Annotated in this window: 19 protein-coding genes and 1 pseudogene; 15 read left to right on the top strand and 5 right to left on the bottom strand. The window is 61.3% G+C overall.

The features are described from left to right. Positions 1-6: 6 nt before the first annotated feature. The 9 genes and pseudogenes from nifJ to G3N97_RS12345 all read left to right on the top strand — a co-directional run bounded on the left by nifJ (position 7) and on the right by G3N97_RS12345 (position 13,726). Positions 7-3,585, top strand: a complete 3,579-nt coding sequence (gene nifJ / locus G3N97_RS12390; RefSeq protein ID WP_241030547.1) for a pyruvate:ferredoxin (flavodoxin) oxidoreductase — start codon at positions 7-9, stop codon at positions 3,583-3,585. A 45-nt stretch (positions 3,586-3,630) separates the two neighbouring features. After that, positions 3,631-4,653 (top strand): dihydroorotate dehydrogenase-like protein, encoded by a 1,023-nt coding sequence (locus G3N97_RS12385; protein ID WP_205993473.1) that lies wholly within the window; start codon positions 3,631-3,633, stop codon positions 4,651-4,653. Between the two features lie 11 nt (positions 4,654-4,664). Next, positions 4,665-5,663 carry a 2-hydroxyacid dehydrogenase gene (locus G3N97_RS12380; protein WP_205993472.1) on the top strand — a complete coding sequence of 333 codons (999 nt, stop codon included), beginning with the start codon at positions 4,665-4,667 and terminating at the stop codon, positions 5,661-5,663. A gap of 62 nt (positions 5,664-5,725) precedes the next feature. Next, positions 5,726-8,119 carry a phosphoketolase family protein gene (locus tag G3N97_RS12375; RefSeq protein ID WP_205993471.1) on the top strand — a complete coding sequence of 798 codons (2,394 nt, stop codon included), beginning with the start codon at positions 5,726-5,728 and terminating at the stop codon, positions 8,117-8,119. Then, positions 8,116-9,429: a divalent metal cation transporter gene (locus G3N97_RS12370; protein ID WP_205993470.1), complete on the top strand. Its 1,314-nt coding sequence runs from the start codon at positions 8,116-8,118 to the stop codon at positions 9,427-9,429. Before G3N97_RS12375 ends, G3N97_RS12370 begins: the two co-directional genes overlap by 4 nt. Before the next feature lie 1,131 nt (positions 9,430-10,560). Further along, positions 10,561-10,981, top strand: a pseudogene (locus tag G3N97_RS39405) (zinc-binding dehydrogenase); the annotation flags it as partial. A gap of 770 nt (positions 10,982-11,751) precedes the next feature. After that, on the top strand, positions 11,752-12,237 hold the full coding sequence (locus G3N97_RS12355; protein WP_346778061.1) for a hypothetical protein: 486 nt from the start codon (positions 11,752-11,754) through the stop codon (positions 12,235-12,237). Positions 12,238-12,246: 9 nt separating this feature from the next. Continuing rightward, a complete protein-coding gene (locus G3N97_RS12350) occupies positions 12,247-12,951 on the top strand; it encodes a protein mobD (RefSeq protein WP_205993467.1) in 705 nt (234 codons plus the stop codon). Continuing rightward, the gene (locus tag G3N97_RS12345; RefSeq protein WP_205993466.1) at positions 12,944-13,726 is read left to right on the top strand and encodes a hypothetical protein; all 783 of its coding nucleotides are present in this window, start codon (positions 12,944-12,946) and stop codon (positions 13,724-13,726) included. The genes G3N97_RS12350 and G3N97_RS12345 overlap by 8 nt, the downstream gene beginning before the upstream one ends. On the opposite strand, the gene G3N97_RS12340 is transcribed toward G3N97_RS12345, so the two are convergent. The 3 genes from G3N97_RS12340 to G3N97_RS12330 all read right to left on the bottom strand — a co-directional run bounded on the left by G3N97_RS12340 (position 13,627) and on the right by G3N97_RS12330 (position 17,206). Continuing rightward, complete coding sequence (locus G3N97_RS12340) at positions 13,627-13,872, bottom strand: hypothetical protein (RefSeq protein WP_205993465.1); 246 nt, start codon at positions 13,870-13,872, stop codon at positions 13,627-13,629. The two genes, G3N97_RS12345 and G3N97_RS12340, sit on opposite strands and share 100 nt — an antisense overlap. A gap of 113 nt (positions 13,873-13,985) precedes the next feature. Then, positions 13,986-16,226, bottom strand: a complete 2,241-nt coding sequence (locus tag G3N97_RS12335) for a ParB/RepB/Spo0J family partition protein (protein ID WP_346778060.1) — start codon at positions 16,224-16,226, stop codon at positions 13,986-13,988. 146 nt (positions 16,227-16,372) lie between these two features. Next, positions 16,373-17,206: a DUF932 domain-containing protein gene (locus G3N97_RS12330; protein ID WP_205993464.1), complete on the bottom strand. Its 834-nt coding sequence runs from the start codon at positions 17,204-17,206 to the stop codon at positions 16,373-16,375. Positions 17,207-17,981: 775 nt separating this feature from the next. Here G3N97_RS12330 and G3N97_RS12325 point away from each other — a divergent pair. Both G3N97_RS12325 and G3N97_RS12320 read left to right on the top strand, forming a co-directional pair. After that, entirely contained in the window at positions 17,982-18,659 is a 678-nt protein-coding gene (locus tag G3N97_RS12325) for an MgtC/SapB family protein (protein WP_205993463.1), read from the top strand. Between the two features lie 10 nt (positions 18,660-18,669). Further along, complete coding sequence (locus tag G3N97_RS12320) at positions 18,670-18,942, top strand: hypothetical protein (RefSeq protein ID WP_205993462.1); 273 nt, start codon at positions 18,670-18,672, stop codon at positions 18,940-18,942. Between the two features lie 766 nt (positions 18,943-19,708). Here G3N97_RS12320 and G3N97_RS12315 read toward each other — a convergent pair. Beyond that, the gene (locus tag G3N97_RS12315; protein WP_205993461.1) at positions 19,709-20,092 is read right to left on the bottom strand and encodes a hypothetical protein; all 384 of its coding nucleotides are present in this window, start codon (positions 20,090-20,092) and stop codon (positions 19,709-19,711) included. Positions 20,093-20,936: 844 nt separating this feature from the next. Here G3N97_RS12315 and G3N97_RS12310 point away from each other — a divergent pair. Beyond that, positions 20,937-21,221: an HU family DNA-binding protein gene (locus tag G3N97_RS12310; RefSeq protein WP_205993460.1), complete on the top strand. Its 285-nt coding sequence runs from the start codon at positions 20,937-20,939 to the stop codon at positions 21,219-21,221. Between the two features lie 686 nt (positions 21,222-21,907). Here the strand turns inward: G3N97_RS12310 and G3N97_RS12305 are convergent. Next, a complete protein-coding gene (locus G3N97_RS12305) occupies positions 21,908-22,378 on the bottom strand; it encodes a hypothetical protein (RefSeq protein ID WP_205993459.1) in 471 nt (156 codons plus the stop codon). Between the two features lie 843 nt (positions 22,379-23,221). Here G3N97_RS12305 and G3N97_RS12300 point away from each other — a divergent pair. The 3 genes from G3N97_RS12300 to G3N97_RS12290 all read left to right on the top strand — a co-directional run. After that, positions 23,222-23,530, top strand: a complete 309-nt coding sequence (locus G3N97_RS12300; protein WP_205993458.1) for a hypothetical protein — start codon at positions 23,222-23,224, stop codon at positions 23,528-23,530. Between the two features lie 260 nt (positions 23,531-23,790). Beyond that, positions 23,791-24,072: a hypothetical protein gene (locus tag G3N97_RS12295; protein WP_205993457.1), complete on the top strand. Its 282-nt coding sequence runs from the start codon at positions 23,791-23,793 to the stop codon at positions 24,070-24,072. A gap of 463 nt (positions 24,073-24,535) precedes the next feature. Continuing rightward, positions 24,536-24,759: transposase (locus G3N97_RS12290; RefSeq protein WP_205993456.1), on the top strand; the 224-nt coding region annotated here is incomplete at its 3' end.

Here is a 24,759-nt window from a genome sequence, read left to right as displayed (position 1 = left end):
AGCACGATGGACGGCAATACGGCGGTTGCGACCGTTGCCTACAAACTGAACGAAGTATGTGCGATCTTCCCGATCACACCGTCCTCGCCGATGGCCGAGCTGGCGGATCAATGGACGGCAGAAGGCATTCAGAACCTGTGGGGCAATCTGCCGGTCGTGCAGGAGATGCAGGCAGAAGGAGGTGCAGCGGGCGCAGTGCACGGCGCGTTGCAATCGGGTGCGTTGACGACGACGTTCACCGCATCCCAGGGGCTGATGCTGATGCTGCCCAACATGTACAAGATCGCAGGCGAGCTGACTTCGACGGTCTTTCATGTGGCGGCCCGCTCACTGGCGACGTCAGCACTGTCAATCTTCGGCGATCACTCGGATGTGATGGCCGCGCGGATGACGGGCTTCGCACTACTCAGCGCTGCCTCGGTGCAGGAGGCGCATGACAGCGCACTCATTGCACAGGCTGCAACCCTCGAATCGCGCGTGCCGTTTCTTCATTTTTTTGATGGGTTTCGTACGTCGCATGAGCTGAACACGCTCGACCTGCTCGACGATGACGTGCTGCACGCGATGATGGACGACGGACTGATCCGTGCGCATCGTGGCCGCGCCCTCAGTCCCGAGCGGCCGTTCGTGCGCGGCACGGCACATAATCCGGACACCTATTTCCAGGCCCGTGAGGCAGTGAACCGCTATTACGACGCGGTTCCCGGCATTGTCGAAAAGCTGATGGACCGTTTTGGTGATCTGACCGGGCGCCGTTACCGGTTGTTCGAATATGCAGGCGCGCCGGATCCGGAGCACATCATCGTGCTGATGGGCTCAGGCGCGCAAACCGTGCAGGAAACCGTCAGGACTCTTACCGCGCAGGGTCGCAGGGTAGGCATGCTGCAGGTGCGGCTTTACCGGCCGTTTTCAGCCGCCCATTTCCTGGCAGAGTTGCCTGCGTCGGTCACGCGTATCGCCGTTCTGGAGCAGACCAAGGAGCCGGGTGCTTCGGGGGAGCCACTTTACCAGGACGTGGTCGCGACGCTGGCAAACTCGTTCAGTCGCGGCGAGCGTGTATCGTTGCCGCTGGTGACCGGTGGCCGCTATGGGATCTCAAGCAAGGATTTCACCCCGGCGATGGCGAAGGCCGTGTTCGATGAACTGGAACAATCGCAGCCGCGTCATAGCTTCAGCGTGGGGATAGAAGACGACGTCACGCATCTGAGTCTCGACTACGATCCGGCATTCGACATCGAGCCAGACGACGTGACGCGGGCGGTCTTTTACGGACTTGGCGCTGACGGCACGGTCGGCGCGAACAAGAACAGCGTGAAAATCATCGGCGAGGATACCGGCAACTATGCGCAGGGCTATTTCGTGTACGACTCGCACAAGTCCGGCGCGCAGACGGTCTCGCATCTGCGTTTCGGCCCACGCCCCATTCATGCCCCGTACCTGATCAGCCGTGCCGGCTTCGTCGCATGCCATCGTTTCGACTTCCTTGAGCGCGTGGACGTGTTGCAATACGCCGCGCCGGGCGCGACCTTCCTGCTCAACGCGCCATATTCCGCTGATGCTGTATGGGAGCACCTGCCGCGTCCGGTGCAGCAGACGATCATCGACCGCAAGCTGAACGTCTATGTGATCGATGCGTCGGCCACCGCGCGCGAGCTGGGTCTGGGCTTTCGTGTGAATACGCTGCTGCAGACCTGTTTCTTTGCGCTGTCCGGCGTATTGCCACGCGATGAGGCGGTCGCGGCGATCAAGAAGGCAATCCGTAAAACATACGGGCGACAGGGCGAGCGGGTCGTGCAGATGAACGATGCGGCGGTCGACGGCGCGCTGACGCGAATGCAGCAGGTGACGGTACCGGAGACGGCGGACGGGGGCGAGCCTCCCCCAGTCGTGCCGATCGACGCGCCGGAGTTCGTGCGCGACGTCACGGCGATGATGTTTGCAGGCAAGGGTGATGCCATTCCCGTCAGTCTCATGCCTGCGGATGGCACGTTTCCGTCGGGCACCAGCGCCTATGAGAAGCGCAACGTGTCCGACACGGTGCCGCAGTGGCGCAGTGACCTGTGCATCCAGTGCGGGCAATGCGGTTTCGTTTGTCCCCATGGCGTGATCCGCGCCCGCTACTTTCACGAGGATCGCCTGGCCGGCGCCCCAGGCTCCTTTCCCTCTGCGCCCGTCAATGCGCGCGGCTATCCGGAAGCCCGTTTTTCGCTGCAGATCTATGTCGAGGACTGCACCGGCTGCGGGCTGTGCGTCGAGGCCTGTCCGGCGTATAGCGCCGTAGAGCCGGAAACGAAGGCGCTGAACCTCGTCGACAAACTGCCTGTCCTGGAACTGGAGCAAAAGAATATCCGCTTCTTCGAGTCTCTGCCGGTCAATGACCGGGCCCGCGTCGATTTTGCAAATGTGCGGGGCGTGCAGTTTCTCCAGCCGCTGTTCGAGTTTCCGGGGGCATGCGCGGGTTGTGGGGAAACGCCGTATCTGCGCCTGTTGAGCCAGCTTTTCGGCGACCGGCTGCAGATTGCGAATGCGACGGGCTGCTCCTCGATCTACGGTGGCAATCTGCCAGTTACGCCATGGTCGAAGGATAAGGAAGGACGGGGTCCAGCATGGTCCAACTCGCTGTTCGAGGATAACGCGGAGTTCGGACTGGGCTTCCGGCTCGCTGCCGATCAGCAACTGGCACTGGCGCACCGTCGGCTAAAGGAGCTGGCACCGCAGGTTGGCGCGGATCTCGTGGCTGCCATCCTGGCGGGACCACAGACGCGGGAGTCCGACATTCGCACACAGCGTGAGCGTGTGGCGCTGCTGAAAACCCGACTGCTTGCGCTTTCCGACGATGCACGGGCGGACGATCTCCTGTCGGTAGTTGATCACCTGGTTCGACGCAGTATCTGGCTGGTGGGCGGGGATGGCTGGGCATATGACATCGGTTATGGCGGCCTCGATCATGTGCTCGCACAGGGCCGTGACGTGAATGTGCTCGTGCTCGACACGGAGGTGTATTCGAACACCGGCGGCCAATCGTCGAAGGCAACACCGCTCGCGGCGGTCGCCAAGTTCGCGGCGGCGGGTAAGCGTGTGCCGCGAAAAGATCTGGCATTGCAGGCGATCGCCTACGGCAACATCTATGTCGCCCAGGTCGCCATGGGTGCGAATCCGCAACAGACCCTGCAGGCGTTTCGTGAGGCGGAAGCTTACGACGGTCCGTCGCTGATCCTCGCGTATAGCCATTGCATTGCGCACGGTATCGACATGCGTCAGGGCATGCATCAACAGGCGCTCGCGACCGGCAGCGGTTACTGGCCCCTGTTCCGTTATAACCCGGCCATGCGACAGGTCGGTATGAATCCTTTCCAGCTTGACTCGATGCGGCCTTCCATTCCGTTGAAAGACTATGCGTACAACGAGATCCGCTACAGTTCGCTGGCTGAGAGCGACGGTGATACGGCCGCCCGTCTGCTGGACGCAGCACAACGATGGGTCGACGAAAAGTTTCGCCAGTATGAGGATCTTGCGGCCCGCGACGGCAGCCGGTTCTGGAGCAACGCGCCGTCCGCCAACGGCGCCAGCAGGGTCGACGCGTGACGGCCACATATCGCACCTGCATGTGAATTACGAGGAGAACGCGCAATGGACCTGACGACATCCTGGCTCGGGTTGAAGCTGGGTAATCCGCTCGTAGCATCGGCATCGCCCGCGAATGGGGAACTCGACCACCTGATGCGGCTGGAGGATGCCGGCGCGGCCGCGGTCGTGCTGCCGTCGCTCTTCGAGGAGCAGATCGACGCCGTGGGCAGCCGGCGTGAGGCGATCCTCTCGATGGGCGTTGATCATAGCGCCGAAGCGCCCCAGCACTATCTTCCTCCAGTACACATTGCGTCTGGCCCGTACGGGCTTCTTCCCGAGCGCTACCTGGATCTGGTGCGTCGCGCGCGCGATCGTCTGTCTGTTCCCGTGATTGCGAGCATGAACGGCACAACGCCCGGGGGCTGGCTGGACCATGGGCGGCAGCTTCAGCAGGCGGGTGCGCACGCGCTCGAGCTGAACCTGTTTGCGGTACCGACCGATCTTTCGGAAAGCGGTTCAGCGATCGAGATGCGCTACGTCAGGACCGTGCAGGAACTCCGCGGAGCCCTCACGATTCCGCTATCCGTGAAGATGGGGCCATACTTCACCAACGTTGGAAACATGGCAAGCCGTTTTGTGGAGGCAGGCGCTGCCGGACTGGTGATATTCAACCGTTTTGTGCAGCCGGACATCGATCTGCATCGGCTTGCCCTCTCGAGCGAGCCGGTCCTGAGTCAGCCGGTTGACATGCGCCTGCCGCTGCAGTGGATCGGGCTGCTGGCAGGACGGGTGCAGGCGTCGCTCGCCGCATCGACTGGCGTGGAGAATGCCGAACAAGTGATCAAATACCTCTATGCGGGCGCGGACGTGGTTATGGTGACGTCTGCGGTATTGCGCGACGGTCCAGGCTGTTTCAGCACGATACTGCGCGGGCTGGACGAGTGGCTCGAGACGCGTGGCGTTGCTTCGCTTGACGGTATCCGCGGTGCCATGAGCTTTGCACGGCTGAAAGATCCGGGGGCATACACCCGCGGGCAGTATCTCGCCCAGCTTCAGGCGTGGAGCGGGCGCCAATCTGATATGTAGCGGAGCGATGGATGCGGGTTACCGTTTTCAGCAGTCAACCGTACGACCAGCGCTTTCTTGAAGAGACCCTGCAAGGCCATCAGGGTGGGCTGGACGTCGAGTTCGTGTATCAGGAAGCGTCGCTTTCGGACCAGACGGTCTCTCTGGCTCAGGGAGCAGACGCCGTTTGCGTATTCGTGAATGACAGGCTCGACACGGCGGTACTCGAAGCGCTGGCCGGGCAGGGCGCGCGCGCCATCTTTTTGCGCTGTGCTGGCTTCAACAATGTCGACATCGCCGCAGCGAAAAAGCTGGGATTCTTCGTGGCACGGGTGCCGGCGTATTCTCCCGAGGCGGTTGCGGAACATGCGCTCGCCTTGGTGATGACGCTTAACCGGCATACCAACCGCGCGTGGTTGCGCGTGCGCGAAGGCAATTTTTCGCTGGATGGACTGCTGGGTACGACGCTTTCGCGCAAGACGATCGGCATCGTCGGCGCGGGCCGGATCGGCTTGGCCACTGCGCGTATCTTCAAGGGTATCGGATGCCGGGTCCTGGGCTTTGATGTATCGGTCTCGTCGGCGTTCGCGGAACTCGGAACCCAGGTTTCGCTCGACGTTCTTCTTGCACAGTCCGACATCGTGTCACTGCACTGTCCACTGACTGACGCTAACCGGCACATGATCAACCGCGCGACGCTGGCGCAGATGAAACGCGGCGCCATGCTGGTAAACACTTCGCGGGGCGGCCTGATCGACACGCGTGCCGTCATTGATTCCCTGAGAAGCAGGCATCTTGGCTCTCTCGCAATCGACGTGTACGAGCAGGAAGAGAGTCTCTTCTTTCGTGACCGGTCGTCGAACATTCTGGATGATGACGTGTTCCAGTTGCTGCTGACCTTTCCCAACGTTCTCGTGACGGGACACCAGGGTTTTTTTACGGTCGAGGCAATGCGCGAGATAGCTGAAGTCACGCTGTACAACATCCACTGCTTTGCTTCGGCAGTGACATGCCCCAATACGATTGGGTAACCAGATCGCAGCAGGTGCCCGCTGACAGGCACCCGCTGTCCCACATGCCCCCAGGAGCCGTGATGACTGATTCTCCGAGCCAGAAACCATTGCCGGATCACGTGGTGCGCGACATGGACCGCTACTGGCGGGCCTGCAACTATCTTTCCGCAGGCATGATCTACCTGCGCGATAACCCTCTGTTGCGGGAACCTCTGAAACCGGAACACATCAAGAACCGGTTGCTTGGCCATTGGGGTTCGGATCCGGGGCAGAGCTTCGTGCTTGTGCACCTGGATCGCGTCATCCGCGAGCGGGACCTCGACGTGATTTTCATCTCCGGCCCCGGGCACGGTGCACCGGCGACGCTTTCACACGCCTATCTCGAAGGGCACTATTCGGAGATCTACCCGGACTGTACGGGGGACGAGCCTGGCATGCGGCGGTTTTTCCGTCAGTTCTCCTTTCCGGGCGGCATCGGCTCGCATTGCACACCGGAAACGCCGGGTTCCATTCACGAAGGCGGTGAGCTTGGCTACAGTCTTTCGCATGCCTACGGTGCAGCATTCGATAATCCGGATCTGGTCGTGACAGTGGTGGTCGGTGATGGCGAGGCCGAAACCGGGCCGCTTGCGACGTCGTGGCACTCGAACAAGTTTCTCAATCCGGTCCGCGACGGGGCGGTGTTGCCGGTGCTCCATCTGAACGGCTACAAGATCGCGAATCCCACCATCCTCGCGCGCATTCCGCACGAAGAGCTTGAGGCACTTTTCACCGGGTATGGCCACAAGCCCTACTTCGTCGAGGGTGACGATCCGGTGACGATGCACCAGAAAATGGCCGCCACGCTCGATGCGTGCCTGGACGAAATCCGTGCAATCCAGACGCATGCGCGTGAAACAGGCGATACGACTCGGCCGCGCTGGCCGATGATCGTGCTACGCACGCCGAAGGGGTGGACGGGGCCGAAGGAGGTCGGCGGTCATAAGGTCGAGGGATCGTGGCGCGCCCATCAGGTGCCTGTTCTGGATCCTGCCACGAACCCTGCAAGCCTGAAGCTGGTCGAGGACTGGCTGCGTAGCTATACGCCGGAAGACCTGTTCGACGCGCGGGGCCGGCTTGTTCCTGAACTGCGCGAACTGTCCCCGCAGGGCGACCGTCGGATCAGCGCCAATCCGCACGCGAACGGCGGACTGCTTTCGCGCGCGCTCGACATGCCGGAGTTTCGTGACTACGCGATCGAAGTGAGGGGGCCAGGAAGCGGGTATGTTCCGACGACCGAGGTGCTCGGCCGTTTCCTGCGCGACGTCATGCGACGGAATATGACCTCCTTCCGCATGTTCGGACCGGACGAGACGGCCAGCAACCGTCTGACGGCGGTCTACGAGGCGTCGTCCAAGACCTGGCTGGCACAGAGTGAGCCATCCGATGCCGATGGCGGGGATCTTTCGCCGGACGGTCGGGTCATGGAGATGCTGAGTGAACACACGCTCGAAGGATGGCTTGAGGGGTATCTGCTCACCGGCCGTCACGGGTTTTTTGCGACCTACGAAGCATTCGTGCATGTGATCGACTCCATGTTCAACCAGCATGCGAAATGGCTGGAGAAGTCGAAGCGCGATCTCGACTGGCGCAAGCCGGTGCCGTCGCTGAACCTGCTCATTACTTCGCTCGTGTGGCGGCAGGACCACAATGGTTTCACCCACCAGGATCCGGGCTTCCTTGATGTAGTCACAAATAAGAGTCCGGATGTTGTCCGCATTTACCTCCCGCCTGATGCGAACTGTCTGCTGAGCGTGGCCGATCACTGCCTGCGTTCGCGCGACTACGTGAATGTCATCGTCGCCGACAAGCAGTCCCATCTTCAGTATCTGGATGCCGATGCCGCAGCCGTTCATTGCACGAAGGGCATTGGCATCTGGGACTGGGCGTCGACCGACCAGGGCGCGGACCCGGACGTTGTGGTAGCCTGCGCCGGCGACATCGCAACCATGGAGGCACTGGCCGCGGTGCAAATCCTCAGATCTCATTTCCCTGATCTGAAGATCCGCTTCGTCAACGTGGTGGATCTGTTCCGACTGATGGCGGACACCGACCATCCGCACGGGCTGTCCGACCGGGACTTCGATTCGCTGTTCACGACGGACAGGCCGGTGATCTTCAACTTCCATTCCTATGCGTCGCTCGTGCACAAGCTGACCTACAACCGGGCCAACCATCGCAACATGCACGTCCACGGTTACCACGAGAAAGGCAACATCAACACGCCTCTCGAGCTGGCGATCATCAACCAGGTCGATCGTTTCTCGCTGGCCATCAATGTCATCGACCGCGTGCCCGCGCTGCGCATCGTCGGCGCGCATACGAAGGAGTGGCTGCGCGGCCAGATTATCGAACATCTCGCCTACGCGCATGCGGAAGGGGTCGATCCGGAAGCGATCCGGAACTGGACCTGGTCAGAGGCGACGAGCTCATGAGTCAAGCCGACCTGCCGCCGGGCTCAGCTGACGTCACGCGAGACCCCGTTGTCGGCCCGTCAAAGCCGCGTCTGCTGGGTGTGCTGGGGCCAGGGCTGATCACCGGGGCATCCGATGACGACCCTAGCGGAATCGCCACGTATAGCCAGGTCGGCGCGGCCTTCGGATATGGGCTGTCGTGGACGCTGTTTTTCAGCTATCCGTTGATGGTCGCGATCCAGATGATCAGCGCGCGCATCGGGCGCACGACCGGCCACGGCATCGCGGGTGTGCTGCGACGCCATTATCCGAACTGGTTGCTGCAGTGGGTCGTGGTACTGCTGCTGGTGGCCAATGTTATCAATCTCGGCGCAGACCTTGGGGCGATGGCCGATGCAATGGCACTGCTCGTGGCCGGGCCGAAGTGGCTGTACGTGCTTTTCTTCGCTGTCATCTGCGTGAGCATGCAACTGCTGCTGCAGTACACCCGCTACGTATCGGTGCTCAAGTGGTTCACGCTGTCGCTTTTCGCTTATTTTGCGGTGGTGGCCGTGGTCCACATCGACTGGGCACGTCTGGCAAGTCATTTCTTCGTTCCGCACATCGCCTGGACATCCGGCTATTTAACCGCCGTGGTTGCCGTGTTCGGCACGACCATCAGCCCTTACCTGTTCTTCTGGCAGTCGGAGGAAGAGGTAGAAGACATGCGCGCGCATCCGCGTCGTCTCGATCTGCTGCAGGCGCCAGAGCAGGGGAGACGGGCGCTACACCGCATCGAGATCGATACCCTCGTTGGCATGGGGCTGTCCAACCTAGTAGCCCTGGCTATTCTTGCTACCACGGCGGCAACGTTGAATGTCACAGGCATCGTCGACATCCAGACGTCCGCGCAGGCGGCGCAGGCTCTGCGTCCAGTCGCAGGCAGATTCGCCGCACTCTTTTTTACGACCGGTATTGTGGGAACTGGCCTGCTTTCGGTTCCCGTTCTGGCGGGCTCGGCTGCCTATGCTATTGGCGAGGCCCGTGACTGGCCGGTGGGCTTTACGCGCAAGGTACAGGAGGCGAAAGCGTTCTATGCGACGATCGCCGTTGCGACGCTCATCGGCATGATCGTGAACTTCACCGCTATCAATCCTATCGCGGCGTTGTACTGGAGTGCCGTGATCAACGGCGTGGTCGCTGTTCCGTTGATGGTTGTCATGATGATGCTCGTGTCGCGGGTTGACATTATGGGTCGGTTTGCCGCGCGCGGGTGGCTCCGGTTCCTCGGCTGGGGCGCTACCGCCGTCATGCTCTTGATCGCGCTGGCAATGCTTGTGACGCTGTTCTGACAGAGACCGCAGACAGGGTTGGAGGTCCCGAAGCTTGGAGGTCCCGAAGCGTGTTCATACCGTTCAGACTCAGAAAGGACGAGGCGGATTCACTGTAATTGCAGTGGCTGAAGTCATCGAATGCGTATGAAGCGGCATTGAGAAGGCTTTAATCGCATCGAGACTGTGATGACCTTGTGTATTGCAGACAGCATGACTTCGCCCGTCGTCCGAATTGAGCCCGGCGAGGGAATCGCTGACGCCCCGAAGCTTATGCTGGATCAACTGGATCAGTGGACTATCTGTGGTTGACGTTGCGACGGGCTGACGGGCGTCGTGACCGAACGGGATTCCTGCATTGCACTGATTCGGCACAGAGCGCCACTGTGGGCGCTGGCTTGAACTCCTTGCCCGTTCTGACAAAAAGGCCAATGAGTACAAGCCCGGGGCGGAAAGTCGAATAGATGATCCTAACAGATGTAGTGACGAATTCTCCGGACGGACCGCTGGAGTAGTTGGTCAAGCTCATCGCATTGGGTTAAGCGTCTACTGGTTGCGTGAAACGGGTGGTTGCTGGGAATGGTCGGCTGGGCGGACCTGGTGTTGGCTCTGCTGAAGAGACTTCCGTCGACGTAACCCTGTCCATCGACGACAGAAAGATTCGTGAGGAGATCATCACTGGTCTGGCGACGCAACATCGGTCCGGCCTCATTCGGGTGGACGTTCATCTCGGGGTCGTCGACCTCAGCGGCATCATCTTCGATGAGCATGCTCATGAAGCTTCGCGGGTGTGCGCGGAAAACGTCGCGGGCGTCAGATCGGTGACTGATCAACTGGCTTGGGTTAAGCCTATCTCTTGTGTACATTCGCCGCCCCGCCGGTCGCTGATGTGCAGGGGGGCAGCCGACCAGAAGGCGCCTGAGGGGTAGGAGTGTCAAACGGAAGAGCGAACGACTGAGTCGTTCGCGTCACCTCGGCTGCATTGTAGTAGATGACACCGACGGAATTCGCACGGCAGTGTATCTAACGGGCCAATCCGGCTTGCCCCGATAAGCCGGAATATTCCTGCTAAGACTGGACGGAAATTGGGCTAGCATCAGACGCCGAATTTGCTAACTTACGAATGGTGTTCGCAGCGAGGGTAAGGTCATAACGTCGGGCATTCGAATCGTCGTGTTTTCAGCGAGGTCGAAGTCGGCGTAATTGTCGGCTTGTTTGGTCTCGACGGCATCGGACCGAATGTCATTCAAGGCACGAGGATGGTAGGTGCCAACAGAATCATCTGTGTCGTCATCAATCTGGGTCGAATTGAACTCGCGAAGAAGCGCTGCATGACGCATTTCACCAACCCGACGGAAGTCGAAAACGGCGTGGACCCCATTGTTCAGCTGACCGATGGTGGTGCCGATTAGTCTTTCGAGTCTATGGGCAACACGCAATTGATGCGCCTGGCGCTGTGATGTGCATGCAAGAGGAGCAGTCATTCACCATCGGCGTCGCCATTGCTGTCCAAGAAATTAGTACGCACCCGGTCCAGTTCGTTATCGGCAGAAAATGGACGGGCTCGGCATTTCATCAAAGTCCGCCTACCAAGCTCAAGGCGCCAGAAACCGGGGGGAGCCTATCCTGCAATACCGTGTTTTCTGTGCGTTTTTTTGTCGCCCGGCGTAAACGTTTTGCGCAGAGGTCGCCGTCCCCGCGTAAACCGCGTGTTCAGGCTCTGCACTATCCGGTGCGAATAGCATGCGAACTGTTTGCGTAGAGGTCGCTCGTTCAGCGTCAGCGCGGTGCGTACGTGAGTGCGTAAAGGTTGCGCAACCCTGCGCGCGATGGTGTCCTTCGTCGTGCGTCGAACCTGCATACCGCAGTGTGCGTGCCCTGTCCTGAAAAGTGCGAACCCGGTGCGGATGGATGGAGCGATCTCGTGCGTGTTCCCGCGTCTCAAACAGGACAGTCCCTTCTCCATGAGGTGAGCAGGAAAAGTGCAGCCGGGTGCGTAGAGATGGTGTGAGCGGGTGCGAACCGGGATGCGCACCTGCTGCGTTGCCCGGCTGCCATCGGTCGCGTCACCTGATGCCTCAAACATGCCTTTCCGGAGCCAAGGCGCGGTGTACCGAAGGCAAATGACTGTGCGTCGTCGCGGCGCATGAATCGCGGACATTGCGCGCATCCGGTGCGAGCGGTCGTGCGTGAACAAGTGGCTGTTGCATGTGTACGACGTGCGTAAAAAAATGCGTTGTTCTCGCGTGTTCCCATGCGTTCCCATCGCTTCCCGTTTGCGTTTTCCCTGCGAAAGACGTGCTTGACGCGCGCGCTCGCGCTGCGCACGATAACTCCAGGGCCGTGCGTCACGGCGTGCGCGGGAGGGTGAGCATGCCTGTCGCAAAGGGTTATACGAAGTCGCAATGGGAGGCGTTTGCAAGCGCGCTCGATGCGTTGCCTGAGAAGCCTGATGCCGAGCGCAGTGTCCCGGTGCGCGAGGCGATGAAGGAGATACGCGCACGTGTGCGCGCGGCACAGGCGAAGGGCTATACGTTGGAGCAGATCGCGGAGCAGGCGAAGTCGCAGGGAATCGAGATCACCGCGGGCACGATCCGCTATGCGCTGCGCGCAGCCGGAAAGGGCAGCGGTGCCGGAAGTGGCAGCGCTCGCGCGTCATCGGGCGCGCGCGCGACGGGCACAGTTAGTGCGTCATCGCCGCGCGCGCAAGGCGATCCGTCACACACGAATCAGGTCCGCAAGGACGGGGGCAAGACCGTAACGAGACAACTCATGCCGGTGCAGGGCACGCTCGGATTCGCAATCCGGCCCGATTCCGACGATCTGTAGGGAGCCGTCATGAACACGACAAGCGACACGACAGTCAATCCTATCTATCTCGTCGGCGGTGGCAAGGGCGGTGTCGGCAAGAGTGTGGTCGCGCTCGCGCTGGTGGACTACCTGCAGCGGCGGAACGTGAATACGGTGCTGGTGGAAAACGATACGTCGAACCCGGACGTGATGCGCGCGGTCCACGAGGAAGTCGATTGCGCTTCGTTCGATCTGGACAAGGCCGGGGGATGGATCGATTTCGTGAACTACTGTGACGCGCACCGCGATGCGGTCGTGGTGGTCAGCACGGCCGCGCGCAATCAGGATGGCGTCACACGATACGGCGCGACCCTGAGCAGTACGCTCGATGAACTCGGACGTCGGCTCGTCGTGTTCTGGGTCATCAACCGGCAGCGCGACAGTCTCGAACTGTTGCGACAGTTCAGCGAGACGTTCCCCGAGGCGACGGTGCATGTCGTGCGTAATGGCTACTACGGCACACCTGAGCGCTTCGTGCTGTATCAGGATTCGAAGCTGCGCAAAAGTATCGAGGCGAAAGGCAAATCACTGGATTTTCCCGAACTGGCCGATCGCGTTGCCGATGATCTGCGCAGCCAGCGGCTGTCGGTGCGCAAGGCGGTTGAGACGCTCCCCATCGGGCAGCGCGCGGAGTTGTTGCGCTGGCGGTCGTGCTACGACGCGATGTTCGCGCGGGTGACAGGCGATGCGTGAGCGTCGTTCGCGGCGCACGGGGCCGCCTGATCCGCTCGCGCGGCTTTTTCTCGAAGTCAGTGGTGGACCACCGGACGACGCGAGCCTGCTGCGCATGCGCCGCGTGTCGGCGGCGCTGAACCTGCGCGATAACGACGCGCTGTGGTCGGTGCTGGCCGTGCTCGAATACTACACGCGGCTGTATGAAGCCATACCGGAACGTATCCGGCAGGCGGGCACGGGCGGTGTCGATGCGGCGCGGGCCGAAGCGTACGCAGCGACCCAGGCACTGATGACGCAGCATCGCGAGGCTCTCGCACGGTGCAAGGAAACGATCACACTGGCGCAAGAGATGACAGCCGAGCACGAAGCGCGCTATCGCGCCGCGCTTGCCGCGCTGAGTGACGAGGCGTTGACCGGACTCACGCGTCGCGCGACGAACCGGATTGCACTCGTCGCCGGAAACCGGCTCGTGGGTGCGATGGCGGTTGCTGCACGTGAACAGCAGAAGCGGATTGACGGGGCACTCGCGTCATTCGAACGTGTCGTCATGCGGCGGCTCAGGCGGGCGTGCTATGGGCTGGTCGCGTGTGGGTTGATCGCGATATTGGTGGCGGCAAGTGCAGGTGGGCTGGCCGGATGGTGGGCGGGCAGTCATAGGGCGCGGGCAGACGGTGCACCGTCTAGCCGGATGGGTCATACCTCGCCGGTGTCACCGTCCATGAACGAGACGGCGTCGCGGAGCATGCGAGAAGCTGCGTCGTTCGGGTCGAAGGCGATCATCGGTGCCCGATAGCCCTCCTCTTCGGCGCGGGCAATGGCCATGTCGTAGTGCTGGCCTTCGTTGTACTGCAGGTCGGTGGCTTCGACAAACGTCAGGTAAAGGTCGGGCGCACCTTCGCTATTGGCGGCGAGCACGGCCATGTCGATACGGTTGGTCATGGTGATTTCTCCGGTGCAGGCAGGCGGCGGCAATGCAAAGCAATACGCACAGCAATAAGTAGCAATGCGGTCTGCTGCCTGCCTCGCCCCGTTGCCGGGGCGAGGGGTGGTGGTTAAGCCGCGAGCGGACCGGATTGCGCACCGTTCATGTTGTCGGCAGTCGGAAAGGGCCACGGCGTGAGCGGGCGACTGGCGACGGGGGCGGCTTCTTCGCCGGTAGGCGTGCCATTGACGTGTCCGGTGCCGTTCCTGGCATCCGGTTCCGCGTTGGCGTGCTCGTCGTCCAGCGTTTCGTCCGCACTGTCCGCGGTGTCCGCGCTGTCGTCGTCACAACCGCCTTCGTCCTCATCCTCGTCGTTATCGTTGTCGTTGCGGCTTTCCCATGACGGTGTGACCGGGGTTGCACGATCGGTGAGTATTTCCGGGAGCCATGCTGCCTTCGCGAGCCGAAGCTCGGCGGCGGCTGCCGCGTCCGCTTTCTTCATCTTTTCGAGGTCGGCGGCGGCTTTGGGCGAGACGGCAGCGGACACGACTTCTGCGATGCGTGCCTTGCTTACATGATCGAAATACGTGGCGCGCGTCGGCGTCCAGTACCGGGTCATGTCGAGGTTCAACGCGCCCGCGAGCCCGTTAATCGCATGCGGCTTTTCTTCCGCCGTGATGCCTTCGAGCAGCGTGCCGGTGCAGAACGCGAGCAGGTCGAGCAGCGTTGTGCCGGGATTCTGCTCGATCAGCCACGGCAGCAGGTCGGCCCGTTTTGCGGGGAGTTCCGCGATCCAGCGCGCGCGCTGTGCCTCAATGGCGTTCCACGCGGGGCTGGCGGGCAGATCGTCGGCGGCGCGCAGGAGGCTGTCCTGATTGCTCGTGCCGGTGAGCGCGAGGAAGTCGCGCGCAGACGTATGCCCGAAGTGATCGGGAAACGCCTTCGGCACCAGTTGATGCAGCAGGGCCGCGAGCGCCACAGACGGCTGCGCGACGAGTTCGGCGTGCACGGCTGCGGTACGGTGCGCGGTGAGGCGCTGGCAGAGCTTCGCGTTGTGAACGGGCCGGATTTTCGGTGCCCTGGCGGCAACTGCCTCGTCGGCTTCGGCATCGGGCGTGCCGGTGACCTGTGCGCCCGCCGCTTCGAGCGTGCTGGCGTTCTCGCGGCGCACGAACCCGCGCTCGATGACTAGTTCGCCCTGCTGGCCGACGATGACGAATGCGCCCGCCTCTGTCATCTGCTGCGCCTCCCATATCACACTGCGGCTTTCGAGGTCGATGAGTGCGGCGTTGACCCGCTCAACTTCGTCGTTGAGGCGGTCCGCTTCCGTGTAGGCGTTTTCGTCGTCCTCCGACAGTGCCTCGATCTTCTCAGCGAGTTCGTCCTGCTGTGCGGTGAGGGCGTCCATTTCCCGCTGTTCATCCTCCGTATAGGGACGCTGCACCGGGCGAAGCCTCCCGTAGCGGTTCAGTTCCAGAAAATCGCGCTCGACACGCGTTTCGATCCAGCCCCAGCCTTCCGCGCGCACTTCCTCTGCGGCGGCGTCGAGCTTTTGCGCGACGAGGCGCTGCAACAGTTCGGCGTCGGCAATATAACCGGCGTTCCCGTCGTCGCTGAACAGGTCGCGCCTCACGTAGCCGCCAGCCGCTTCATAGGCCGCGAGGCCGACGAAGCGCACGAGACGGCTGCGACTCGCGTCGATCTCGGCGCGGGTGATGGCCTGCCGCAGGTAGTTGGGCTGGCGCTGCCAGTCGTTCGCGTCGAACCATATATGCTCCTGCGTTTCATGGTCGTCCTCGAGGGCGAGGGCGGCAAGCTGGTCGAGGGTGATCGCATCCTCACGCAGCAACGTGAGCAGTCTGGGCGATACGTTGGCGAGTTTCATGCGCCGTCTGACCGTGAGCGGCGATGCGGAAAAGAGCGCCGCGATGTAATCGACGCTTCGCCCTTCCTCGGCCAGCATGCGGTATGCGCGCAGTACGTCGAACGGGTCGAGTCCTTCGCGCTCGCTGTTCTCGATGAGCGAAATCGCAAGGGCTTCGCCTTCGCTGACGATGCGCACCGGCACCGGGTAGTCGGTGGCGATGTGTTTCTGCCCGAACAGCAGGTCGAGCGCGGCTTCGCGTCGACGGCCGCCGCACACGCCGTAGGTCTGCCGCTTGTTGCGCGAGCCCTTCATGGTGTGGACGACAAGGTTCTGCAGCAGGCCCTTGGCGCGGATGCTGGCGGCGAGACCCTCGATGCCGGACAGGGGCTTCGTACGGACATTGAGGGGCGATGGGCGAAGACTGGAATACGGCACGGTGACAACCGGCTGCTCGTCGCCGAAACTGGTTTCGAGCGGGGAGGCCGTTTCGGCGGTGTTGACCACGGTGGTTTCAACCTGGGATTACATGATTGACTCCAGAAGGTAGAAAAAAGGCTCCGGGTCGGTACCAGAATGCTCGTCAGGACTTGACCCGGAAAGGAGTCCTGATCAAATGAATGGGGGCGGCAGCGGACGCTGCCCGGTCGCGGCTACGCCTTCATCTGACGCATGGCGTCAGCGAGCATCCACAGCGCGCGGTTGAGTTTCACGTTCTGGTCGATGCCGGTAATAGGACGGGTGGACATGGAGCGCCCACTGCGCGAGCGACCGTGCAGCCCGCCCCTGGTGAGGTTTTCCTGAACCCGCTGAAATACCGTCCAGAGATCGTCGCGGCGATCCTCGAAGCGGCGCGGGGCGAGCAGGCTGTTTTCAGTGATGGGGGCGGGCGTGTCTGTCTCGGTCGGGTCGTAGCGCAGCGCGAGCGCGGAGCGCGCAAACGCGTGCTGTTCGTCGCGCTCGAGCGTGACGGCCTTCATGCCGTCCTTCTGCTCGCGGATGAGGTCGAAGCCGTCGAGCACGTCGAATGCACCGTTGATGACGTTCTGGACGATGTTGCCCTTGTGCGGCACGCGGATATCGCGCACGGTGTCCCCGGCGACCATGCCGTTCTGGCAAACGAAGCGGTAGGCACCGGCGAGCATCTGATAGCTGCTGGTGCCGTCGTGCGAATTGAGCAGGATGATCTCGTTGGCTTCTTCGCCGGTGATTTCGTCGGCGTGCCGCATGCGGATCATGTGCTTCGTGAATTCGCGACGGTCGTCATGACGGACGCGTGTCTGGCAGACCATGAAAGGCTGGAAGCCTTCGTTGCGCAGGCCGCGCAGCACGTCGATGGTCGGAATGTAGGTGTAGCGCTCGGAGCGGCTTTCGTGCTTACCGTCCGCAAAGATCGAAGGGGCAACACGGCGGATCTGTTCGTCCGTGAGGGGCGAGTCGGAACGCAGCATCGGGGAGCCGTAACGGAAGGAGGAAGCGAGTTGCATGACACTCTCCACAGCAAGGAGGTTGAGGGGTATTGCGCTGACCGGGCTCCAAGATTCCGCCCGCCCCGTAGGGGTTGGGCTCGTCCCGGTGGAACCCGGTGCCGGCTGTGCTGCCGCCAGTCTCCTGAGTTCGCGCCCGTGCGGCTGAAGGAGCCGGTGGCAGCCAGACGTCAAGGAAAAGGGCGAGGGAGGGGTGCGGGCGACACGGTCCCTCGCCCCTTGATGTCTGGCTGCCACCGGCTACGGTCGCGGGTGTCGGGCGGGAACCCAGGAGAGCGGCGGATGCGAAGCGCCGGGTTTGACCGGGATGAGCCGCCGCGCGGCGAGCGCGATCGTGGAGGCCGTGTGCGGCCGCCACCTGACCGGGGTGTGACGAGGGTGTTGAGGGTTCAGGTTTGTGCGTCAGGGATTGACGCCAGCAGGGGCGAGACGCGTCACGCGGCTCGACGCGAAGCGCGAAAGCCCGGTCCGCAGCGGCAGCGAAGGGGACGCCCCCTCACCCGGTCTTTCATCGGGCAGTACGTTATCTGGGCCGTGCCACCAGACCCGGCGTGCTGTGGCTGGATCCGCTGCCGTCGAGCGCAAGCCGCAGTTCACGCGATACGCGATCAAGGTGGTCGATCCTGGTGCCGTTGCTGAGCGACCTGAAAGTCGCCAGCGGATAGGCGAGCCTGGCGACGACCGGCTTGTGTGTGAGTGTCGTGAACGTCACAAAAATGCCACAATTGCGTGTGTTCGTCCTGCCGGCTGATGAAATCACGATCGGGAGCGGGAAATGATTGGAAACCTCGAAATCCTGTCACGGCTGCTGATCGCTGCCCTGCTCGGCAGCGTGATCGGCTTCGAGCGGGAGAGACTGAGCTGGGCGGCAGGACTGCGTACCCACATGCTCGTCTGCGTCGGCGCCGCGCTCATGATGATGGTGTCGGCATTCGGTTTTGCCGATGTGCTGGGTGAGAAGAACGTCGTGCTTGATCCATCCCGAGTTGCAGCCCAGGTCGTGTCGGGGATCGGGTTTCTCGGCGCGGGATCCATCCTCCTGCGTGGCGAAGTGGTGCGCGGCCTGACGACAGCAGCCAGTCTCTGGTCGGTGGCTGGCGTGGGACTGGCAGTGGGCGGTGGCATGTACACCGCAGCGATCGGTGCCACCGTCATCATCCTGCTCATCCTGGCCGGCGTGAAGCCACTGGAGCGGCGCTTTATCTCCGTGCGCCAGCAGCGCAACATCCAGCTCCTGGTCGAACGCGGCAGCGTCTCGCTCGATACGGTTCATCGTGCGCTGGGTACCGGTAGCGCACGGGTCAAGCAGTTCATCGTGCAGCAGTCAGAGGACGATGCCGATCTCGACGACGTGCAGATTGCGCTATCGCGTGTAACAGCCAGCGAATTCGCGGCGGTCTGCGCGCGCCTGGAAGCCATGCGGGGTGTGCGGGCATGCCGGCAGGACAGATAGGAGACCAAACATGACGCGCACATACGAATACGAGGGGTTCAGGCTCGAGGTCCGCGTTGAACCTGATTCCTGTTTTGGGACGAACCGGCTTTCGCTGGTCGGGACGGGGTACATCGCGATCATCAGGATATTCCAGGCGGACAACGCCATAGCGGTGTTTTCTCCGCTACGTTTCGGGGAAGCGGGCGGGCGTTCATTCGGCACCGAGGATGCAGCGCTTGCGGGCGGCTCGGATGCGGCACACAGGATTGTCGATGACCTCTTTCGTGAGGACCGGTGCTGATTGCAGGGCACGGCACTCGCCGGCACGCTTCGCTTCAGGTGCGAAGAGGCACAGGCCCGCTCGCAACCCGCTTTAGCTTGAGTTCTGCCAACTGCACGGCGCAAGGGATGCGCGCGCCACGAAAGCGGGAGCGCCTGATCTCGCGTCACGATGAAGTGGAAGGTGTGCTGGTGCGGACCGGATCTGTGGCGACGGGCCTGGGTGACCAGGAGCATGGCGGAGGCGACCCGGATATCGACCGGAGCCGCAGCGCCCAGAACTCACGTAGGGATGGCGTACCTGATTTCGTCATCCTTAATAATATCCAGTAACCAGAAGGCGTGAAGCCGCCGAAGTGTGCCCTTGCGCCGTCCGTAGCGGTCAGCCTGAAAATGAAGTGCATCGCGGAAGCTGACAGCATCATGGCAAGCGACCGGTGAGAGAGTTGGCCATGCGAAGCAGGCGTGCCCCGCCGGCGACAAATCGCGTGAGAAGACAAAGCGCGTCCGTCGCCAGCCAGCCCGACGATTGGCTTCAGGGGGAGTGTCTTGATCGGACGTCGCCCCTCAAGGACGAACAGACCCCGGCCGTACCAAGCGCTCCAGTTCACTGCATGGCAGATGCACCGGCACCGGCACCGCTCTGTGGTCCGGTGCGCGCACATCCTGAAGCAGGGGTGACGAGGATCAGGGACAGTCGGAAGCGCGTCCGTCACGAAGAGGACCGGGAAGGGGAGGCCTGCTCCTTTCACACCCTCCATCAATGCGACGCTGCATCCCGGATCAAGTTACGCGACAGCGGCAGCGTGAGACAGCTCTTTGCGCGCAGTCCTCATCGCTGCCAGCGTTGCCGTCACGGTGGCCTTGTAGCCCCAGATCCGGAGCAAGTCGGCGAGTGACGCCCTGACCAATTCTCCGCGGCCGTACAGCAGGACCTTGCAGGTGGAATGGCGCCGCGAGCGGTTCAGTGTTCCGCTGGTTCGGAGTTCAAGCTCGCACGAGTGGTAAATTAACATCGCGCGCCTGTAGGCACTTTCCGCGCGCACGAACTCGACGGTGTCGCCGGGGTGGACACGTCTTGCAGCCTCGGCCGCCGCGAAACGCTTCTCGGCTTCCTCAAGCGCCGCGTCGAATTGCTCGCGTATCGCGTTCGGATTGGGATATGCGAACATCATTCCGGTCGATATAGCCTTGGCAAGTGGCTGACAGCAAATCCGGTGCGCGCCTCGATCGGCTCTCTTTATGGGGTTGTGCCCGCCGTAGTCCGATCGCGGGTCGTGTAGCGTATTCAGGCGCGCTTCATGTCATCCTCACCCAGCGGTGGTGCACCCATGACCGCTGCCGTCTCACGTTCTGCAGCCTGGACTTCGCACGACTCGAGCCGCACAGGCGTGGCCTGATGTGCTCGTCGTTGTCGCAGACAATAGATATAAATAACGTGCCGGCTTCTGAAGTGACTCGATGCCATTGAAGCGTTGCCGATGGATACATGCCCCGGCGTCACCGCGCCAGGATACGCTCTGCGGCTGCGTTATCCAGCCGGTTTCCTTTGCGCGACACGTTCTGGGCGCCCGTGCGAGCGAGGTCGCTGTCGCCACGCCCCATTCTCGACAGGTCGGAGCCGGTCAGCGCTCGATGGGCACGCCGCCTAGATCGTGAGGTATCTGACGCGTGCGAGTTCGACGAGATGCTAGCTCCGCCTGAAGCGCTTGCGCATGGCTGGCAGAGTGATGTGAGAAGTTTCAGCGGGCGCATGGGAATAGTCTTGATCTGCACGGACAGCGGCGTCGCGCGCGGATGGCGGCGTTTTTGTCGGACCGGACTGCCCGCCATTGATGCTGGAAAGTTGCGACGCGGATTGAGCGGCGCCATTCCGTGTTTCGCGCCTATGGCCAGCCAAGGCTTGCTAGTCTCCCTGCTTCACGTTACGGTGCGCACTTGCACTCGAGACAAGCCCCCATTCGAGCAACCGCATGCGGGGCTGACCATTAATTTGTTGCTAGAGGAAAAATGTACATGAACAAACAAGACCTCATTGATGCCGTCGCGTCGTCGACGAGTAAGAGCAAAGCGGTCACAGGCGAGGTGATCGATGCTGTTATCAATGCGATCACGAAAGCGGTGGCCAAGGGCAACACTGTGCAGATCGTCGGATTCGGCTCGTTTAGCCAAGGGAGCCGCGCCGCCCGTACGGGGCGCAATCCGTCGACCGGCGAAGAGATGAGCATTGCGGCCGCGAAGACAATTAAATTCACGGCGGGCAAGGCATTCAAAGACGCAGTGAACGGCGCTCGCAAGTGAGCGGGCGGTTATGCGTGTTCAGCGTACGCTGGCGGATGTCTGTCAGCCGTCTATAGTCATTCTGCGAGGCGGTGTCCGCTTGTCATAACGAACATCCCCGGTCCGGCCGTCTGTGTCGTGCGGTTCATCGGACATGCGGAAATGGGGCGGCTGGAGGGGGAATTCTGGATGTCGCCGGCGGGTGATCAGCCGACCTGGCATCGTTGAAGCGAAGGTGGGCTCTTCGGGCGGGAGTGGGTGCTCCAAACCGGGATAACGTATGGGCAGAGCAGGTGCGAATTACAACAGCAACCAGAAGCACCGTAGTGGTGCGGCTGGCAGGAGCACTGCCACATCATCTTGCTGTGCTGATGCGTCTGTCCGTGACGAACTGTCCCCGCTTCGGGTGCTGCGTGTCTGGCGATGGAAAGCATGAAGGCAAACGAGGTCGCCTGAAACCTCGGGCCGCTTGCTGTAGAGGCCGAGCGGTATTTTCTTCGCCGCAGGCGCAGCAACGGTCTGCAGCTTCGCGGCAAGTCGTCACGAATACGCGCTACTTCAGAATAAGCTCATCCGTCCCCTTTGGCGAAGTGGAAATATCCCTTTACCATGTATCGGAGAGCGTCGAATGGTGGCACGTTTTATTCTTTTGAAACGTGCGAGGCTGTCGGGGTAGCCCGTCCGCCAGCTAACTCATGATGAGCGGTTCAGCGATCCAGTGTGCCGGATTTTTCGGGAGCAGAAGATATCGAGGAGGAGGCGATGGCCTTGAGCCGCTCGAGGTGATCGCTGGCTTGGGCAATGATTTCAAGGCGGACCGTGGCGAGTAAATGGTCGTATTCGTTGACGATCGCTGTCACGCTGTCCACCAGTTCGGAGGAGCGGTCGGGCCATTGTCCCGTTTGCTCAAATCCTCGCAGCAGGCCACCAAGTTCGTGCTCCGCCATTTGAACGTCCGCTCTGGCGATGCTACCGTATCCGTCCGCTGCAATGAAGCCAACGATGAGGCAGATCTGGGCAAGCTGATTGACGAGCGGGCGGTCAACTTCACCGCGACGAAGGCGCTCAAGCGTAAGTCGCGCGCGTAGCACGAGTTCGGACGCACGCTGGCGCGGCATGGGAAGGAGCAACGCTTTAGTGCGGGGTGCGGCGCAGTGGCCGGTTTTCTTGCCTGCCATGATGCTATCGCTCGCTGTCAATAGGCGTTGAAGGTGCCGGGGCGCATATTGTATTGTGAAGAAAGGATTGCGGGGAGACGTTTGGTCTGGAAGCCTGCCGAGGCGTCGACGCCTGATCGAGCGAATTACCTGACGAGTCCAGCCGCGTTTTGCCTGGAGGGTATTAGGACGTCAAAGGAAATCCAAAGCGTAGTAGATACACTCGATGACTCAAGGCGCCAGGTTGCATGGAGGCAGTTTGTGCGCGAATACCAACCACAATCGCTCCAGCTCATTTCCGCGACGGTGCACGTTCATCGTGCCGCTGCTCTGATAGGGGAAAACTGGTCGCTTTATTTCGTCGAAGTGAGAGAGAATGGTCTCTCCCGTCCCTATCTGGCCTGACTCTTTGTTAGACGGAAGCGGGTCATCGATCGGAGTGTATCGAGAGTCGAAGCGACAAGCTTATAGATCGGATTTTCCATGATCTTTTCGATTGCGACCGCGGCTTATGTGGTTCGCAAGGCAAGGGAGACGCGTCTGTGGTTCCGGAGGCAACCTGCAGTGAAGCAGCGTAAGCGGAGTTCCGAGTGACACGCCTCAGCCAGTCGCAGGCTATTCATCCTGGAGCGCAGGGGATGCGATCCACGGCGCCTCGACTGCTGTGGCTAGCTCAATTATCGACGTTGTATGACATCGAAAGAAGAAATATTTGAATGCGCAGTTGACGGATTCAGTTGAGCATTCGAAAGGCTGAAGTTGCTGCCCGACGGCAGGTATAGGCAGCATCGCGCGGAAGGATTGTATTTTGAAAATACCTGCGATGAAGGAAAGCATGAAGATTGACGAGAGGCTCCCATTGACATGAGTGAACTACGGAATAAAGCGGCCGAGCTGGTCGAGCGATATGTCGAGGACGTGTTGGGCGAGGGCTTGACGTGGGACGAAGCTGTTACAGTGTTCGGTCTTGCCATCAAGGCGTCGGCTCAGGCCGCGGCGAATGCCGGGGATGGCACCCTGGCTGAATGTCTGGAACACGCGCGGGACACCTTCGAGAGCGCATTTGCCACGGAGGTACAAGTCGTGGTGGCCGGCGAAGCCGCAACAGATAGCGACTGTGATGAAATGCTCCTCTCGACTGCTCACCTCCGCCGCCACAGAACACGTCACTGACACGTTTGCACACCTGTCCTTGGACACCGCGAGCATGTGATGCAAGATAGAATGAACCAATGGGGAAAGTTGCTCTTCTTGGTGTGCGAGCAAGCGCGTGCGGCGTGCCGGTATGGTCACCCAGACCCGATAAATTCAGGGACGGTATTTGCGGTGATCAAACGTTCCTATGGGACGACCCTCGAAAGCTTTCCTGAAGTTTCTTGGTATTACTATCCATAACAAGGCAACTTGGTGGCAGTCTAGAAGGGGAGCGGCTCATGTATGACGCGCTTGAAGTCCTTTTTTTTCATCCAGTAGGGCGTAGGGGGAGCGCTACTCTCGATGCCCTGTGCCATACGCTGGATGGCAGATTCGAGATCGTTGAGCATGAATTTCTCGATGTCAGCCGACAGGTTATCCGGATCACGGCGACATCTGAGGTATTTGACTCGGCGTACGCATTCGATGAGCATCTACGCGTCCTTGCAAACGAAGATACGTTCGCCTGGAAGGTAATCGGTGTTGTGCCAGTCGGGCAGACAGAGACGGAACTGGTCTGACGAGATGGCGGCATATGGACGCGCTAGAAGCGGCTTCGGGGGGCGTGATGGTGTTCCGTAAGTGCAGACACCATGCCTGCCGGCACGGGGCGGACAGGCCGCGCGAGCGCTGCAAACTCACGGCAGTCAGAAACTGCAGTTTTTTGCGTAAGTGCAAGAGCACTGAAACCTTGGCCCGTTTTAAGAAGTACCGCCAACACGAAACTTGCGAGACCAGGACAAGCTGCGCCTAGGGCGCGCGGCAGCCAGTTCGAGTCAGGATGAGGTTGCAGCGATCAGTGGTGTACCCCGCACGCATTAGTACGCTTAAGGCAGGAAAGCTTGCAAGGCTGCGATTGAGCACATGTCGTGCCGTAATTTCCCTGTCTGCTTCGCTGGCGGCCCCTGTAGGGTTCCTGTGACCTTCCCCCTCAGAAGTATCCCACTGTAAAGTTAGTGGCAAGGCCGCAGGAGAAACCTTGTCATGAAGAAGTCGCGGTTCAGCGAAGAGCAGATTATCGGGGTGCTGAAGGAAGCCGATGCCGGCATGAAGGTCGCAGACTTATGCCGCAAGCACGGCATATCGGATGCGACGTTCTATAACTGGCGTAGTCGCTACGGCGGCATGGATGTGTCGGAAGCGCGACGCTTGCGGCAACTGGAAGAGGAAAACCAGCGGCTCAAGCGGCTGGTCGCAGACCAGGCGCT

Source organism: Paraburkholderia sp. Ac-20347, from assembly GCF_017104805.1.
GTDB lineage: Bacteria > Pseudomonadota > Gammaproteobacteria > Burkholderiales > Burkholderiaceae > Paraburkholderia > Paraburkholderia tropica.
Note: the sequence above shows the minus strand (reverse complement) of the source record. Positions and strands in the feature narration are given on the sequence as shown.

Bases quoted from the DNA above. Each gene is read 5' to 3' on its own strand.
- G3N97_RS12320 (WP_205993462.1), top strand. From the start codon at position 18,670: ATGACGCGCACATACGAATACGAGGGGTTCAGGCTCGAGGTCCGCGTT.
- G3N97_RS12300 (WP_205993458.1), top strand. From the start codon at position 23,222: ATGAGTGAACTACGGAATAAAGCGGCCGAGCTGGTCGAGCGATATGTC.
- G3N97_RS12325 (WP_205993463.1), top strand. From the start codon at position 17,982: ATGATTGGAAACCTCGAAATCCTGTCACGGCTGCTGATCGCTGCCCTG.
- G3N97_RS12350 (WP_205993467.1), top strand. From the start codon at position 12,247: ATGAACACGACAAGCGACACGACAGTCAATCCTATCTATCTCGTCGGC.
- G3N97_RS12385 (WP_205993473.1), top strand. From the start codon at position 3,631: ATGGACCTGACGACATCCTGGCTCGGGTTGAAGCTGGGTAATCCGCTC.
- G3N97_RS12330 (WP_205993464.1), bottom strand. From the start codon at position 17,206: ATGCAACTCGCTTCCTCCTTCCGTTACGGCTCCCCGATGCTGCGTTCC.
- G3N97_RS12340 (WP_205993465.1), bottom strand. From the start codon at position 13,872: ATGACCAACCGTATCGACATGGCCGTGCTCGCCGCCAATAGCGAAGGT.
- G3N97_RS12295 (WP_205993457.1), top strand. From the start codon at position 23,791: ATGTATGACGCGCTTGAAGTCCTTTTTTTTCATCCAGTAGGGCGTAGG.
- G3N97_RS12375 (WP_205993471.1), top strand. From the start codon at position 5,726: ATGACTGATTCTCCGAGCCAGAAACCATTGCCGGATCACGTGGTGCGC.
- G3N97_RS12305 (WP_205993459.1), bottom strand. From the start codon at position 22,378: ATGGCAGGCAAGAAAACCGGCCACTGCGCCGCACCCCGCACTAAAGCG.
- G3N97_RS12380 (WP_205993472.1), top strand. From the start codon at position 4,665: ATGCGGGTTACCGTTTTCAGCAGTCAACCGTACGACCAGCGCTTTCTT.
- nifJ (WP_241030547.1), top strand. From the start codon at position 7: ATGGACGGCAATACGGCGGTTGCGACCGTTGCCTACAAACTGAACGAA.
- G3N97_RS12315 (WP_205993461.1), bottom strand. From the start codon at position 20,092: ATGTTCGCATATCCCAATCCGAACGCGATACGCGAGCAATTCGACGCG.
- G3N97_RS12345 (WP_205993466.1), top strand. From the start codon at position 12,944: ATGCGTGAGCGTCGTTCGCGGCGCACGGGGCCGCCTGATCCGCTCGCG.
- G3N97_RS12370 (WP_205993470.1), top strand. From the start codon at position 8,116: ATGAGTCAAGCCGACCTGCCGCCGGGCTCAGCTGACGTCACGCGAGAC.
- G3N97_RS12310 (WP_205993460.1), top strand. From the start codon at position 20,937: ATGAACAAACAAGACCTCATTGATGCCGTCGCGTCGTCGACGAGTAAG.